Origin of the sequence: Campylobacter sp. BCW_4332, assembly GCF_001763175.1 — a bacterium.
GTDB lineage: Bacteria > Campylobacterota > Campylobacteria > Campylobacterales > Campylobacteraceae > Campylobacter_D > Campylobacter_D jejuni.
Window position 1 is genome coordinate 39673 of sequence record NZ_MJYF01000046.1, and the last position, 14057, is coordinate 53729.

At 31.0% G+C, this 14057-nt stretch carries 14 protein-coding genes; 13 read left to right on the top strand and 1 reads right to left on the bottom strand.

All coding sequences use genetic code 11. From position 1 onward, the window contains the following. Positions 1-2 precede the first annotated feature (2 nt). Positions 3-506: a non-heme ferritin gene (gene ctf, locus AJN64_RS05055; RefSeq protein WP_002825034.1), complete on the bottom strand. Its 504-nt coding sequence runs from the start codon at positions 504-506 to the stop codon at positions 3-5. Positions 507-686: 180 nt separating this feature from the next. On the opposite strand from ctf, the gene AJN64_RS05060 reads away from it, so the two are divergent. From AJN64_RS05060 to hypA, 13 genes are all read left to right on the top strand, one after another. After that, on the top strand, positions 687-1682 hold the full coding sequence (locus AJN64_RS05060) for a substrate-binding domain-containing protein (protein ID WP_070209859.1): 996 nt from the start codon (positions 687-689) through the stop codon (positions 1680-1682). 9 nt (positions 1683-1691) lie between these two features. Then, positions 1692-2606 (top strand): phosphate ABC transporter permease subunit PstC, encoded by a 915-nt coding sequence (gene pstC / locus AJN64_RS05065; RefSeq protein WP_053872560.1) that lies wholly within the window; start codon positions 1692-1694, stop codon positions 2604-2606. After that, positions 2603-3691, top strand: a complete 1089-nt coding sequence (gene pstA, locus AJN64_RS05070) for a phosphate ABC transporter permease PstA (RefSeq protein ID WP_044780021.1) — start codon at positions 2603-2605, stop codon at positions 3689-3691. Before pstC ends, pstA begins: the two co-directional genes overlap by 4 nt. Further along, positions 3688-4428: a phosphate ABC transporter ATP-binding protein PstB gene (gene pstB, locus AJN64_RS05075; protein ID WP_053872559.1), complete on the top strand. Its 741-nt coding sequence runs from the start codon at positions 3688-3690 to the stop codon at positions 4426-4428. The genes pstA and pstB overlap by 4 nt, the downstream gene beginning before the upstream one ends. Positions 4429-4506: 78 nt before the next feature. After that, positions 4507-5823 carry an MATE family efflux transporter gene (locus AJN64_RS05080; RefSeq protein ID WP_053872558.1) on the top strand — a complete coding sequence of 439 codons (1317 nt, stop codon included), beginning with the start codon at positions 4507-4509 and terminating at the stop codon, positions 5821-5823. Continuing rightward, the gene (locus AJN64_RS05085; protein ID WP_053872557.1) at positions 5799-6446 is read left to right on the top strand and encodes a M48 family metallopeptidase; all 648 of its coding nucleotides are present in this window, start codon (positions 5799-5801) and stop codon (positions 6444-6446) included. The genes AJN64_RS05080 and AJN64_RS05085 overlap by 25 nt, the downstream gene beginning before the upstream one ends. A gap of 41 nt (positions 6447-6487) precedes the next feature. After that, entirely contained in the window at positions 6488-8008 is a 1521-nt protein-coding gene (locus AJN64_RS05090; protein ID WP_053872556.1) for a hypothetical protein, read from the top strand. Next, a complete protein-coding gene (hypF, locus tag AJN64_RS05095; protein ID WP_070292764.1) occupies positions 7989-10178 on the top strand; it encodes a carbamoyltransferase HypF in 2190 nt (729 codons plus the stop codon). Before AJN64_RS05090 ends, hypF begins: the two co-directional genes overlap by 20 nt. A gap of 76 nt (positions 10179-10254) precedes the next feature. Then, positions 10255-10998: a hydrogenase nickel incorporation protein HypB gene (gene hypB, locus AJN64_RS05100; RefSeq protein WP_053872554.1), complete on the top strand. Its 744-nt coding sequence runs from the start codon at positions 10255-10257 to the stop codon at positions 10996-10998. Beyond that, positions 10998-11279, top strand: a complete 282-nt coding sequence (locus tag AJN64_RS05105) for a HypC/HybG/HupF family hydrogenase formation chaperone (protein WP_002776342.1) — start codon at positions 10998-11000, stop codon at positions 11277-11279. Before hypB ends, AJN64_RS05105 begins: the two co-directional genes overlap by 1 nt. Beyond that, the gene (gene hypD, locus AJN64_RS05110) at positions 11263-12354 is read left to right on the top strand and encodes a hydrogenase formation protein HypD (RefSeq protein WP_002799859.1); all 1092 of its coding nucleotides are present in this window, start codon (positions 11263-11265) and stop codon (positions 12352-12354) included. Before AJN64_RS05105 ends, hypD begins: the two co-directional genes overlap by 17 nt. Then, on the top strand, positions 12351-13325 hold the full coding sequence (gene hypE, locus AJN64_RS05115; protein ID WP_002872365.1) for a hydrogenase expression/formation protein HypE: 975 nt from the start codon (positions 12351-12353) through the stop codon (positions 13323-13325). The genes hypD and hypE overlap by 4 nt, the downstream gene beginning before the upstream one ends. Further along, complete coding sequence (gene hypA, locus AJN64_RS05120; protein ID WP_002864538.1) at positions 13325-13669, top strand: hydrogenase maturation nickel metallochaperone HypA; 345 nt, start codon at positions 13325-13327, stop codon at positions 13667-13669. The genes hypE and hypA overlap by 1 nt, the downstream gene beginning before the upstream one ends. The last annotated feature ends 388 nt before the right edge of the window (positions 13670-14057 follow it).

A 14057-nucleotide genomic window follows, 5' to 3' on the forward strand; every position in this document is an offset into this window, starting at 1 on the left:
GATTATTTTTTTCTACTTAATGCAATATTTTTGATGTATTGATCAGCTAAATAAAGTCCATTTCCGTGTTCTCCGATTAATTTAATCTTGTCAACTATGCCGCGGAAAAGTGCTTCTTCTTCGTGTTGTTCGCTTACATACCATTGTAAGAAATTAAAAGTAGAATAGTCTTTATGTGTTAGCATGTGTTCAACTAAAGTATTGATTGACTTTGTGATAAATTGCTCATGTTCATAGGTTTTTTCAAAAACATCAAGTAAAGATTTGAAATTTTGTTCAGGCTGTTTTACTTCTTGAAGCTCTACATGAGAATCTGTTTCATTAAGATAAGTGATAAGCTTTTTAGCATGATCGCTTTCTTCGCTTGCATGTGCAAACAAGAAGGCTCCAGCTCCATCAAGACTGTTTTCATAACACCAAGAACTCATACTAAGATATAAGTTTGCTGCATACATTTCTTTGTTTATTTGTTCATTGAGTAATTTTATAACTTCTTTAGAAAGCATTCTTATCTCCTTATTAAAATTTAAAATGTTTTGTAATGATATATTATTTTTTTAAAAACAAGCTAAATTTTTTGATAGTTAAAAATTATATTTAAGAAAAACACAAAATAAAAAATGTTTCCAAAATGTTTCCAAGTTTTTTTAAACTTCCATTACTTTTTTTAAAGTTAAGGAGAAAAAATGAAAAAAATTCTATCTTTAAGTGTGGCAAGTCTTGCACTTTGTGGTGCTTTAAATGCAGCAGATTTAAAAATCGCAGGTTCATCGACTGTGTATCCTTTTACTTCTTTTGTAGCTGAAGAATATGCTTCGATCAAAAATACAAAAACTCCTATAGTAGAGAGCTTGGGAACAGGGGGTGGATTTAAGGTATTTTGTGAAGGAACTACTGATATTTCCAATGCTTCAAGACCTATGAAATTAAGTGAATTTGAAACTTGCAAAAAAGCAGGAGTAACTGATATAGTAGGGATTATGATAGGTTATGATGGTATAGTTTTAGCTCAAAATAAAACCAATGCTCCATTAAATATCACAAAAAAAGAACTTTTCTTAGCATTGGCAAAAGAAATTCCACAAAATGGAAAACTTATACCAAATCCTTATACAAACTGGAATCAAATCAATAAAAATTTACCAAATCGTAAAATTAGTGTTTATGGTCCACCATCAAGTTCAGGAACAAGAGATACTATAGAAGAGCTTGTTATGAGTGATGTGTCTAAAAAAATTCCTGAGTATAAAGGCGAGTATAAAACTTTGCGTCAAGATGGTGCTTATATCCCAAGCGGTGAAAATGATAATCTAATCGTTTCAAAACTTACTATTGATAAAGATGCTTTTGGAATTTTTGGTTATAGCTTTTTAGTGAGCAACTCAGATAAAATCAATGTCGCTACTATCGATGGTGTTACACCAAGTGAAGAAAATATTGCAGATGAAAAATACGAACTTGCAAGAAGCTTGTTTATTTATATCAATGCTAAGAAAAATCCAAAAGAAGCCTTTGATTTTGCAAAAATTTACATGAGTGATGATTTGGCAAAAAGTGGCGGAGAACTTGAAAAAATAGGACTTGTTCCTTTAAGCGATGATAAATTAAAAGCTTCTCAAAAACATATAGAAGATAGAAAAATTTTAAATGATGAGCTTGTAAAAGCTGGAAAAGTTTTTTAAGGAAAAACTTTGCTAAAAGAAAAAATAATCAAATTTGCACTTTTTTTATGTGCTTTTGTAAGCGTGATAGTAAGCTTTGCTATCATGCTTACAATTTTAATTGAAGCTTTAAAATTCTTTCAAAAAGAAAGTGTTGCTACCTTTTTATTCTCAAGTCAGTGGGCAGCTGATGCAGCTTTTATGAATGCAGATGGCACGAGCAAACAAGGTGTTTTTGGAGCGCTATCGCTTTTTTGGGGAACTTTTTATATTTCATTGATTGCTATGCTAACGGCTTTACCTTTAGGGGTTATGTGTGCTATATATTTAGGTGTTTTTGCTGGCAAAAAATCTAAAAATTACTTAAAACCTATTTTAGAAATCATTGCAGGGATTCCTACTGTTGTTTTTGGATTTTTTGCAGCTATAGTCGTAGCGCCTTTTATAGTGTGGTTTTTTTCTTTATTTGGCATACAAGCAAGTTTTCAAAGTGCTTTAGGCGCAGGTTTTATCATGGGGATCATGATAGTGCCTATAGTGGCTTCGTTATCTCAAGATTGCATTGAAGCAGTAAGCGAGAAAAGGATTAATGGCGCTTATGCTTTAGGTATGACAAAAAAAGAAGTGGTTTTTGCTGTGATTTTACCTGAGGCTATTCCTGGTATAGTTGCAGCTTGTCTTTTAGGACTTTCAAGAGCCTTAGGCGAAACTATGATAGTGGTAATGGCAGCTTCTTTGCGTCCAAATTTAACGATGAATTTTTTAGAAGATATGACAACAGTAACGGTAAAAATCGTAGAAGCTTTAAGCGGAGATCAAGCTTTTGATAGTTCTTTAGCTTTGAGTGCTTTTTCTTTAGGTTTGGTGCTTTTTATCATCACTTTAATCATCAATATGTTTAGCGTTTATCTCATTAATCGCTTTCACAAAAGGAAAAATTTATGAAAAAACTTTTTAAAAAAAGACAAAAAGCTTCAAAGTCTTTTAAAAGACTTTGTAAAATGGGGCTTTATATTAATTTAATTTTTCTTTGTATCTTTTTAGGAAGTGTGGGTTATCTTGGAATTGGAGCTTTTAAGCAAACTTATATTTTTGTAGAGGCTAATAGAAATTCTCCTGTTTATGATCTTTTATCTCGTGCTGAGCAAAGAAAAATAAGAACAGGGCAAATCACTGAAAAAACTTGGCTTTTGGCAAATTCAGAAGTGGATCAATATATGAAGCAAAAATATAATCGCCTTAGTGAAAAACAAAGAACTTTAGTCGATGATCTTGTGCAAAAAGGCGATATAGAGCTTAAATTTAATAGCAATTTCTTTTTAAATGGGGACTCAAAATCTCCTGAAAATTCAGGAATTTTATCTTCAGTTGTAGGGACTTTGCTTGTTATGCTTGTTTGTATGGTTGTGAGTGTTCCTATAGGCGTTGCAGCAGCAATTTATTTAGAAGAATTTGCGCCACAAAATATCCTTACACATTTTATAGAAGTGTGTATTAACAACCTTGCAAGTATTCCAAGTATCTTGTTTGGACTTTTAGGACTTGGAGTGTTTATCAATCTTTTTGGAATGCCTCGATCAAGTGCTTTAGTGGGTGGGCTTACTTTGGCGATCATGAGTTTACCTATTATCATTGTTTCAACCAAAGCGGCTTTAAAAAGTGTGGACATTAACATGAAAAATGCTGCTTATGCCTTAGGTATGACAAAGGTTCAAATGGTAAAAGGTATTATGTTGCCTTTGGCTATGCCTATGATTTTAACAGGTTCTATTTTGACTTTAGCTGGGGCTATAGGCGAGACTGCACCTTTGATGATTATCGGTATGATAGCATTTATCCCTGATGTAGCTAGTTCGATTTTTGATCCAACTAGCGTTTTGCCTGCTCAAATTTACTCATGGTCAGCTATGCCAGAGCGTGCATTTTTAGAAAGAACAGCAGCGGGTATTATTGTGCTTTTAGGACTTTTAGTCGTGTTAAATCTTAGTGCGATATTATTAAGAAAATATTTTCAAGGAAAATTAAAGTGATAGCAAAAACAACAAATTTAAATTTATTTTATGGAAAAAAACAAGCTTTATTTGATATCAATATGCAAATAGAGCAAAACAAAATTACCGCACTCATCGGTGCTTCAGGATGCGGTAAATCCACTTTTTTGCGTTGTTTTAACAGAATGAATGATAAAATCGCAAAAATCGATGGTTTGGTAGAAATTGAAGGAAAAGATGTTAAAAATCAAGATGTAGTAGCTTTGCGTAAAAATGTAGGCATGGTTTTTCAACAACCTAATGTTTTTGTAAAAAACATTTATGAAAATATCTCTTATGCACCAAAACTTCATGGTATGATTAAAAATAAAGATGAAGAAGAAGCTTTGGTGGTGGATTGTTTGCAAAAAGTAGGACTTTTTGAAGAGGTTAAAGATAAATTAAGGCAAAATGCTCTAGCTCTTTCAGGCGGACAACAACAACGCCTTTGTATCGCAAGAGCTTTAGCAATAAAACCTAAGCTCTTGCTTTTAGATGAGCCAACTTCCGCACTTGATCCTATTAGCTCAGGTGTTATAGAAGAGCTCTTAAAAGAGCTAAGTCATAATCTTTCTATGATCATGGTTACGCATAATATGCAACAAGGTAAACGCGTGGCTGATTATACTGCATTTTTTCACCTAGGTGAGCTTATAGAATTTGGTGAAAGTAAAGAATTTTTTGAAAATCCAAAACAAGAAAAAACCAAGGCTTATCTAAGCGGTGCTTTTGGATAATAAAGCCGCTTTTTAGCGGTTTTTTATTTTAAGAAAAATTTGTTAAAATTTGCCTTTTATCTTTGTAAGGCATTAATTATGGCAAAAAAACAACTCTCTTTAACAAGGCTTAGTTTTCCTATATTTTGGGACTTGCTTTCTAAGTATTTAACCGTGATTATCAATACCGCTATGGTGTCGCATTATTCTAATTTTCTTGTCGGTGCTATGGGGGCTGGAAATCAAATTTTAGATCTTTTTATCACTATTTTTTCATTTTTAAGTGTGGGTTGTAGTGTGGTGATAGCTCAGGCTATTGGTGCAAAAGATCATGTTTTAGCAAGAAAAGTGATTCATCAAAGTTTGTTTTTAAATGCACTTTTAGGCTTTGTGTGTGGCGCGCTTATTTTATGGCATGGGAAGTATTTGCTTTATCTTTTAAAAATCCCACAAGAATTGCTCAAAGATAGCGAAATTTACTTGCATATGCTTGCAATTTGTTTGTTTTTTGATGCCATAGGAATTGTTTTAGCTGCTATTGTAAGGGTTTATAATATGGCTTATTGGGTCATGCTTATAGGCTTTTTGATGGATATAGTGGTGATTTGTGGAAATTATTATGTTTTGCATTATACAAAATCAGAACTTTTTGGAGTAGGGCTTAGCAATATTTTTGCTCGTATTGTTGCTATAGCGGCTTTACTTGTGATACTTTTTTATAAGCTTAAAATCCATCTTAAAATCAAAGAAATGATAAAACTTGAAAAAGAGGTATTAAAAAAGGTTTTAAATATAGGTGGATTTTCAGCAGGGGAAAATCTTTTGTGGATAGTCCAATACACTATAGCTTTTGCTTTTGTAGCAAGCTTAGGCGAAGCAAGTTTGAGTGTGCAAACGATTTATTTTCAAATTTCAATGCTTATCATGCTTATAGGACAAGCTACAAGCATAGCTAATGAAATCATAGTAGGTAAATTAGTCGGTGCTAGATATGAAAATATCGCTTATAAACATGCTTGGCGTGCTTTGTATTTTAGTGTGGTGGCAAGTGCTTTAGTGGCACTTTTGAATTATCTTTGCCAAGATTTTACTATGCAAATTTTAGGACTTAAAGAAGAGTTAAAAAATTTAATGATACCTTTATTTGCCCTTTCAATCTTTCTTGAAATTTCACGAACTTTCAATATAGTCATGGTTAATTCCTTACGTGCAAGTGGCGATGCTAAGTTTCCATTTTTTAGCGGACTTGTTTTTATGATGGGGGTATCTTTGCCTGTGGGTTATGTGCTTTGTTTTCATTTTAATCTTGGAATTTTAGGGGTTTGGATAGGATTTTGTGCAGATGAGTTTTTGCGTGGAATGGTAAATTCATACAGATGGAAAAGTAAAAAATGGCAAGGCAAAGCTCTAGTTTAAAATCATTTACTTATAAAGATGAGTGTTATTTTTATTCTAAAAAACGCATAAAAACTTTAAGATTAAGGCTAAATGAAAGGGGTGAATTTGTTCTTAGCATTCCTTATTTTTGCACTTTTAAAAGTGTTTATGAGTTTTTAGATAAATCAAGTTCTTGGATAAATGAGGCAAAAAAAAGATTTGAAAAAAAAGTTTTAAAAGATGATGAATTAATCTTTTTAGCTAAAAAATATAAAATTATATTTGATGAAAATGCTAAAAAAACTTATTTTGATAAAGATAAAATTCTTTGTCAAAATAAAGCAAAATTAGATTTATTTTTAAGACAAAATGCCAAAAAGATTTTTACTTTTTATCTTAAAAAATGGAGCCAAAAAACAGGTTTATTTTACACGCATTTAAGTATTAAAAATATGAAAACGCGTTGGGGTTCATGTAATCACAATAAAGCTTATATTAACTTAAATTTAAAACTCATTCAAAAGAGTTTAAGGGCTATTGAATATGTGATTTTGCATGAAATAAGCCACTTAAAATTCCCCAATCACAGCAAAGAATTTTACTCTTTTATGGAGCATTTTATGAGTGATTTTAGACAAAGAGAGAAAGAATTTTTAAGTTAGAAATGTTATATTTATAGTTTATTTTTCAAAAAAGGCATAATATGACTTTGGATTTTGATTTTATTTATAATGCGGATAATGATATTTTTGAATATTTATTGCGTTTTTATGCGAAAAATTATAACTACACCCTTAGTAAAGAAGAAAATACCTATCATTTTTCTATTGATGCAGATGAAGAAAATTTAAAGACTTTTTGTGATTCTTTAAATTTCATGAGTCATAGTGTTTTTTTGAAAAAATTTGATGTAAAAGTGGGGCAGGGTTTTAACCCTTGTATACCAGAAGATAAAGAATTTTCGAAATTTTCTTATATTACTCATTTAAATTCTAATGCCTATCAAGAAAAAAAACTTTTAAACAAAAACGAATGGGGCGTGTTTTGTGAGTGTGAATTTTCAAGCAATTTATCAGAATTTGAAAAAATCAATGAAGAAAATTTCAATACTTTTTTAAATCTTGCTTTTGATTTGTTAAGTCAAGAAAAAAAGATTTTTTTAAAAGATAAAAATGGCATTTATGAATTTTCTTTGTTTAAGAACGAATTTATAGGAGATTTTTTGCTTCCTTGTGATATTAAGGCTATAAATTCAGTTTTTGTTTGTTCAAATGAAAATTTAAAACTTCTTGCAAGTTTAGAAAAACCTTTGATGAAGCTAAGACTTAATGCCATGTTTAGAAAAAATCACAATCTTGATTTTAATGATTTTAAAATCAGACTTGCTAGAGATTTGTTTTGCTTTGCTTTAGGTTTAAAACTTTTTGAAAATGAATATAAATTTTTAAGCGTAAAAAAAATAGAAGAATACCAAAAAGATTTTTATATCAGTGCTTTAGATGAGCAAGTGGTGGTTTTGGAAGGCTTTGAATTTATCAATGCTAAGGCAAGAGAGCTTATTTTTTCTAAAGAAGATAAAAATATGGCAAGAATTTCTTATCTTGTAAGCCGTTATAAAGAAAAAGCTTTTATTTTAGAGCTTAGCAAAGATTATGAAGATATTTTGCTTATTAACAAAGAGCTTAATTTGCTTAAACTTTCTTTACCAAAACACAGCAAAGAGCTTTATGAAGAGATTAAAAAAGATGAAATTGGTGCAAGGCTTTTAGAAAATTTTAGCAAGGAATTTCCTCTTTTAGATGAAAATTTTGAGCTTCAAAACAATTTTTATTCCTTGCTTGGCTTGGTAGGCAGAGTGCTAAATTTAGGTAAAAATTTACAAGAGAGTGCTAGTGAGCTTTTAAAAATTGCTGATGAGTCAAAAATGCCTCGTGGAGTAAAGATTGATTATCGCTTGAAAGAAGATAAAAGTTTTGATTATACAAGAACTTTAAGATCTACTATGAGTTTTATGTTAGCAGGTGTAGATAGTGCTAATATCGCTTATGGAGCGGTTGAGAGTTTGGCTTATTTCTTGCGTGATACTTATGATGGATTAAGAGAGAAAAAGCAAAGTGATTTAGCGCTTATAAGTGGATCTTTGTTTGAACATAAATCTTTACTTAAAAATACCTTAAAACATCTTAAAAATTGTCAGTTAAGCGATGTGCCACTTAGGATATAAGATCAAAATTTCAGGTCTAGTTCAAGGGGTGGGTTTTCGCCCTTTAGTTTATGAACTAGCTTTGAAATCAAAGCTTTTTGGAGAGGTAAGAAATGATGGTTTTGGGGTAGAAATCATCCTTGCTTGTGCTCAAAAAGAATGTGAAAATTTCATAGAAAATTTAAAAAATCATCTTCCACCTTTAGCAAGAATAGATAAGCTTATAATGACGCAAATTTCTATTTCAAACTATGAGAATTTTAGCATTACTCCTTCTTTAGAGAATACAAAAAGCACGCCTATGTTAAGTGATTTTGCGCTTTGTAAGGAGTGTAAAAAAGAATTTTTTGATGAAAAAAATCCACGCTTTTTATATCCTTTTATCACTTGCACGCATTGTGGGCCACGCTTTAGTATTATAAAAAGTCTTCCTTATGATAGGATTAATACTTCCATGCAAGAATTATTGATGTGTGAGTTTTGCAAAAGTGAATACGAAGATCCTAAAAATAGGCGTTTTCATGCTCAGCCTATTAGTTGTCCTAAATGCAAAATCAATGTTTTTCTTAAAAATCCAAAGGGTGAAATTTTAGCCAAAGATCAAGAAGCTTTTATGCAAAGTGCGAAGTTTTTAAAGGAAGGTAAAATTTTAGCCATAAAAGGCATGGGCGGTTTTCATCTCATGTGCGATGCTTTTAATGAAGAAGCTTTAAAAACTCTAAGACTTAGAAAAAATCGCCCTAAAAAACCCTTTGCTTTGATGTGTAAAGATTTACAAAGTTCTAAAGAACTTGCCTTTATAGATGAAAAAGAAGAGGCTTTGCTTGGTGGGGTTTTAGCTCCTATTGTGATTTTAAAGGCAAAAAAAGCCTTTTCTTTAATCGCACCTGATGTTGATAAAATCGGTATTATGCTAGCTTATACGCCTTTACATCTTTTGCTTTTTGAGTATTTTAAAGGAAGTCTTGTGGCAACAAGTGCAAATTTAAGCGGAGAAAGTATCATTAAAGATGAGTTTAATTTGTGTCAAAAACTTGATAAAGTTTTTGATTTTTATTTGGATTATGATAGAGAAATTATCAACGCAAGTGATGATAGCATAGCTCAAGTGGTAAATGGTAAAACTATGTTTTTGCGTACTTCAAGGGGTTTAAATCCTTTTTATTTGGAAAGAAATTTTAATAAAAAAGGCACTTTTTTAGCTTTGGGAGCGGAGCTTAAAAATGAATTTGTGATTTTTTATGAAAATAAACTTTTAATTTCTCCTTATATAGGGGATTTGAAAAGTCTTGATGTACATGAGAGATTTTTTAAACTTTTAGAATTTTTTAAACAAAATTATGATTTGAAATTTGATGCGATTTTGTGCGATAAACACCCGCATTTTAGCTATGCAAAAGAATTTGAAGAAAGGATTAAAATTTCTCATCATTATGCGCATTTTTGTGCGACTTATTTTGAATACGAAGAAAATTTTGCAAAAGATGAAAAGGCTTTAGCTTTTATTTGTGATGGAACAGGTTATGGCGAAGATGGCAAAATTTGGGGTGGAGAAGTTTTTGTAGGAAATTTAAAAGAATATGAAAGAATTGCACATTTTGAAAATTTCACTCTTATAAATAGTGATATTAAAAATATACAAAATTTGGCTCTAAGTCTTATTTTTCATTATGATTTAGAAGATAAGGCTAAGGATTTTTTAACAAAAATTCCAAAAATCAAACTTGAAAATCTTAAAAAAATTTATTCACATTCTAACTTGCAAACAAGCTCTTTAGGACGCATTATCGATGCTTTTGGAAGTATTGTTTTTAACTTAGAAAAAAGTTCTTATGAAGCTCAAGTTGGCTTGATGTGTGAAGCTTTTTATGATAAGAATCTTGATTTTTCTTATAAGCTTTTTGTAGAAAAAGGGCAGGTTAATTTTAAAAATTTAATCCTAGGGGCTTTACAAGATGAAAAAACTAAGGCAATTACAGGTATGTTTAATGCCTTAGCAAATTTTATCATAGATTTTAGCAAAGATTATGATTTAAAAGTGCTTTTAAGTGGAGGAGTTTTTCAAAACAAAACCTTACTTGAAATTTTAAAAGCTAAAAATTTTGATTTTTTTGTACCTTTAAAATATCCTTGCAATGATAGCTCCATAGCCTTAGGACAAATGGTGCATTTTTTAAATTTAGAAAAATAAAGCAAATATTCAAAAACTCATAATTTTTTAATGCTTTTAAGGTTAAAATGAAACAAAAAATATATAAGGAAAGAAAATGTGTAAAGATTGCGGCTGTTCTATAAATTCAAGCCATACGCACGATCATCATCACGATCACCACCATGAAAATCCAAGCTTAAAAGAGAGTAAAACCATAGAAGTGATTTCTAAAATTTTAAGCAAAAACGACGAAGAAGCTAAGCACAATAGAGCGCATTTTAATGAAGCTAACACGCTTTGTATCAATTTAATGAGTTCTCCAGGTAGTGGAAAAACCACGCTTTTAGAAAGTACGATCAAGGCTTTGAAAAATGAGCTTAAAATCGCTGTGATTGAAGGGGATTTAGAAACCAATAATGACGCTCTAAGAGTAAAAAATGCCGGAGCTTTGGCATATCAAATCACTACAGGGCAAAGCTGCCATTTGGATGCTTTTATGGTGCATGAGGCTTTGCATCATTTGGCAATTGATGATGTGGATTTGCTTTTTATAGAAAATGTTGGAAATTTAGTTTGTCCTGCAAGCTATGATTTAGGAGAGCATTTAAATGTGGTTTTGCTTTCGGTAACTGAAGGAAGTGATAAACCGCAAAAATATCCTGTGATGTTCAAAAAGGCTGATATAGTTTTAATCACAAAGGCAGATTTAGCTCATCATTTTGATTTTGATGTTAAAGAGGCGACTAGGTTGATTAAAGAATTAAATCCTAGAGCAGATATTATCACTCTTGATGCAAAAAATGGCACCAATATGGAGCTTTGGTATAAGGTGCTTAAACTTAAAAAGGAGCTTTTTTAATGTGTTTATCCATACCTTCTGAAATTTTAGAAATCGATGAGTTAAATAATGCTTTAGTACAAACTTTAGGTGTGAAAAGAAAAGTTAATTTGGATTTGATTGATGAGCCTTTAAAACAAGGCGATTATGTATTAATCCATGTAGGAGTTGCTATGGAAAAAATCGATAAAGAAGCTGCACTAGAAAGCATTAAAACCTATCAAGAAATAGTAGAAAAAATGAATAGCGGAGAGATAAAAAGCGATGAGGGAGATTTGGGTTTAAATGAATTTCATCGATGAATTTAGAGATAAAGAAAGCATTTTAGCTTTAAAAAAACTCATAGAACAAGAACTTAAAAATCCTATTAACATCATGGAAATTTGCGGTGGGCATACACATAGTATTATGAAATATGCCCTGCCTTCTATTTTGCCAAAAGAAATTAACTTCATCCATGGACCAGGATGTCCTGTTTGTGTTATGCCAAGAGTTCGCATTGATACAGCTATCAAGTTAGCCTCCATGAAAGATACGATTTTTTGTACTTTAGGAGATCTTTTAAGAGTGCCTGGAAGTGAAATTTCTCTGCTTGATTTAAGAGCTAAAGGGGCTGATGTTAGAGCACTTTATTCTCCACTTGAAGTTTTGGAAATTGCTAAGCAAAATTTAAACAAAAATATCATCTTTTTTGCTATAGGTTTTGAAACTACTACGCCTATGAGTGCTTTACTTCTTCAAAAGGTTATAGAAGAAAAAATAAATAATGTCTTTTTTCATATCAATCATATCACAGTTCCAGCACCTGTAGAAGCGATCATGAATGATGAAAATGTAAAAATCAATGCTTTTTTAGGCCCTTCTCATGTGAGTGTGATAACAGGTTATGGTATTTATGAGCCTTTGGCAGCAAAGTTTAAAACCCCTATAGCGGTGAGTGGTTTTGAGCCAGTTGATATTTTAGAAAGTGTATTAAATATCATAAAACAAAGCAATGAAGGCACTTTTAAAGTGTATAATCAATACAAAAGAGCCGTAAGCAAAGAAGGCAATGTTAAAGCGCAAAATTTAGTAAAAAAATACTTTAGAGTGTGTGATTTTGAATTTCGTGGCTTAGGACTTATTAAAGATGGGGGTTTGGAGCTAAAAGAAGAATTTAGCGCCTATGATGCAAGTAAAAAATTTGATTGTGCGGTGCAAAGTAAAAATGAAAGCAAAGCCTGTATTTGTGGGCAAATTTTAAGAGGTTTGGCCAAGCCTTATGATTGTAAGGTTTTTGGTAAGGCTTGTACGCCAAGAAGTCCTATAGGAAGTTGTATGGTTTCTGGCGAGGGTGCTTGTGCGGCGTATTATAAATACTCAAAGGTGAATGCATGAAAAATATTTCCTTAGCCCACGGAGGTGGCGGAGAAGAGATGAATGAGCTTTTAACTAAGCTTTTTAAGATCTTTGATAATGAAATTTTAAACGCAAATAATGATGCGGCGATTTTGGGAAATTTGGCTTTAAGCACGGATTCTTTTGTTTTAAGTCCGATTTTTTTAGATGAAGAGGTTAATATAGGCAAACTTTGTGTTTGTGGTTCTATTAACGATGTTTTGATGGTGGGTGCTAAGCCAAAATATCTAAGCTTAGGACTTATCTTAGAAGAAGGTTTTGAGCTAGAAAAACTAGAACGCATTTTAAAAAGCATTAAAGAAGAATGTGAAAAATGTGGAGTTATGTTAGTTTGTGGCGATACTAAAGTCGTTCCTAAGGGTAAGGCAGATGAAATTTATATCAACACTACGGCCTTAGGTGAAATTATTTCTAAAAAAGAAAGTAAAAATATCAAAGCAGGGCTTAGTATACTTCTTTCAGGCGATATAGGAAGGCATGGAGCTAGTGTTTTAATCAAAAGAAATGAGCTAGAAGCTGATATTAAAAGTGATTGCAAGGCTTTAGATAAAGAGGTTTTAGAGCTTTTAGAAAAAGATATAAAGGTTGTAGCAATGAGAGATGCTACTCGCGGGGGGCTTAGTGCGGTTTTAAATGAGTGGGCAAAGCAAAGTGGAAATGATCTTTTGATCTTTGAAGAAAAAATCATCGTTCAAGATGAGGTTTTAGGACTTTGCGAGCTTTTTGGTTATGAAGCTTATGAGCTTGCAAATGAAGGTACTTTCATACTTTGTGTGGAAAAAGAAGATGAGTTAAAAGCCTTGGAAATTCTAAAAAAATACAATGTAAATGCGAGTATTATAGGAGAAGTTTTAGAAGAGAAAAAAGCACGCGTGATCTTACAAAACGCTTATGGAGCAAAACGCTTTTTAGAAAGTCCTAAAGGCGAACTTTTACCAAGAATTTGCTAATGCACGAATTAAGTATAGTAGAATCTTTAATCGAACTTTGCGAAGAAAATGCCTTAAACAATAAGGCTTACAATGTGCAAGAAATTTATGTAAAAATCGGGCGTTTAAGCGGTATAGAAGTGGATCTTTTTAAGCGTTGTTTTGAAACTTTTAAAGAAAACTCAAATATTTGCAAAAATGCTAAACTTTTTATAGAGCTTGCTCCGCTTGAAATTTTATGCTTAAAATGCGATCAAACAAGTATTTTAGAAGAAAATGTTTTTAAGTGTCCTAAATGTCAAAGTATAGAATACAAAATCATACAAGGTGAGGACTTACACCTTATGCGACTTGTGATGAAATAATATATTGTGATACTTGATTAAGTATGGTTAACCTATAGATAAAATATCTAAAAAATACAAAATCAAAAATTTTAAATTTTTATCTAGAATATAAAAACCAAAGATGATAATTTTAAATAAAAATTTATAAATACAAAAATATTTACAATATTTCATATAAATTTACTCTCATTAAATAAATTTTTTTATAAAATAAAATTTAAATTGAAATTTTATAATTATATAATAATCAGTATTTAATTATACTTTAAGTTCAAATATTTTATTATTCCGCTATTTTATTTTTATATTTTATATTATTATTAAAAAATAAATAATATGAAATTAATTTCAAAATAAATCATTTTAAATAAGGAAGGAGAAAAATATTTGAGTAAAAATATTATTT

Bases quoted from the DNA above. Each gene is read 5' to 3' on its own strand.
- ctf (WP_002825034.1), bottom strand. From the start codon at position 506: ATGCTTTCTAAAGAAGTTATAAAATTACTCAATGAACAAATAAACAAA.
- AJN64_RS05060 (WP_070209859.1), top strand. From the start codon at position 687: ATGAAAAAAATTCTATCTTTAAGTGTGGCAAGTCTTGCACTTTGTGGT.
- pstA (WP_044780021.1), top strand. From the start codon at position 2,603: ATGAAAAAACTTTTTAAAAAAAGACAAAAAGCTTCAAAGTCTTTTAAA.
- AJN64_RS05080 (WP_053872558.1), top strand. From the start codon at position 4,507: ATGGCAAAAAAACAACTCTCTTTAACAAGGCTTAGTTTTCCTATATTT.
- AJN64_RS05085 (WP_053872557.1), top strand. From the start codon at position 5,799: ATGGCAAGGCAAAGCTCTAGTTTAAAATCATTTACTTATAAAGATGAG.
- AJN64_RS05090 (WP_053872556.1), top strand. From the start codon at position 6,488: ATGACTTTGGATTTTGATTTTATTTATAATGCGGATAATGATATTTTT.
- hypF (WP_070292764.1), top strand. From the start codon at position 7,989: ATGTGCCACTTAGGATATAAGATCAAAATTTCAGGTCTAGTTCAAGGG.
- hypB (WP_053872554.1), top strand. From the start codon at position 10,255: ATGTGTAAAGATTGCGGCTGTTCTATAAATTCAAGCCATACGCACGAT.
- AJN64_RS05105 (WP_002776342.1), top strand. From the start codon at position 10,998: ATGTGTTTATCCATACCTTCTGAAATTTTAGAAATCGATGAGTTAAAT.
- hypD (WP_002799859.1), top strand. From the start codon at position 11,263: ATGAATTTCATCGATGAATTTAGAGATAAAGAAAGCATTTTAGCTTTA.
- hypE (WP_002872365.1), top strand. From the start codon at position 12,351: ATGAAAAATATTTCCTTAGCCCACGGAGGTGGCGGAGAAGAGATGAAT.
- hypA (WP_002864538.1), top strand. From the start codon at position 13,325: ATGCACGAATTAAGTATAGTAGAATCTTTAATCGAACTTTGCGAAGAA.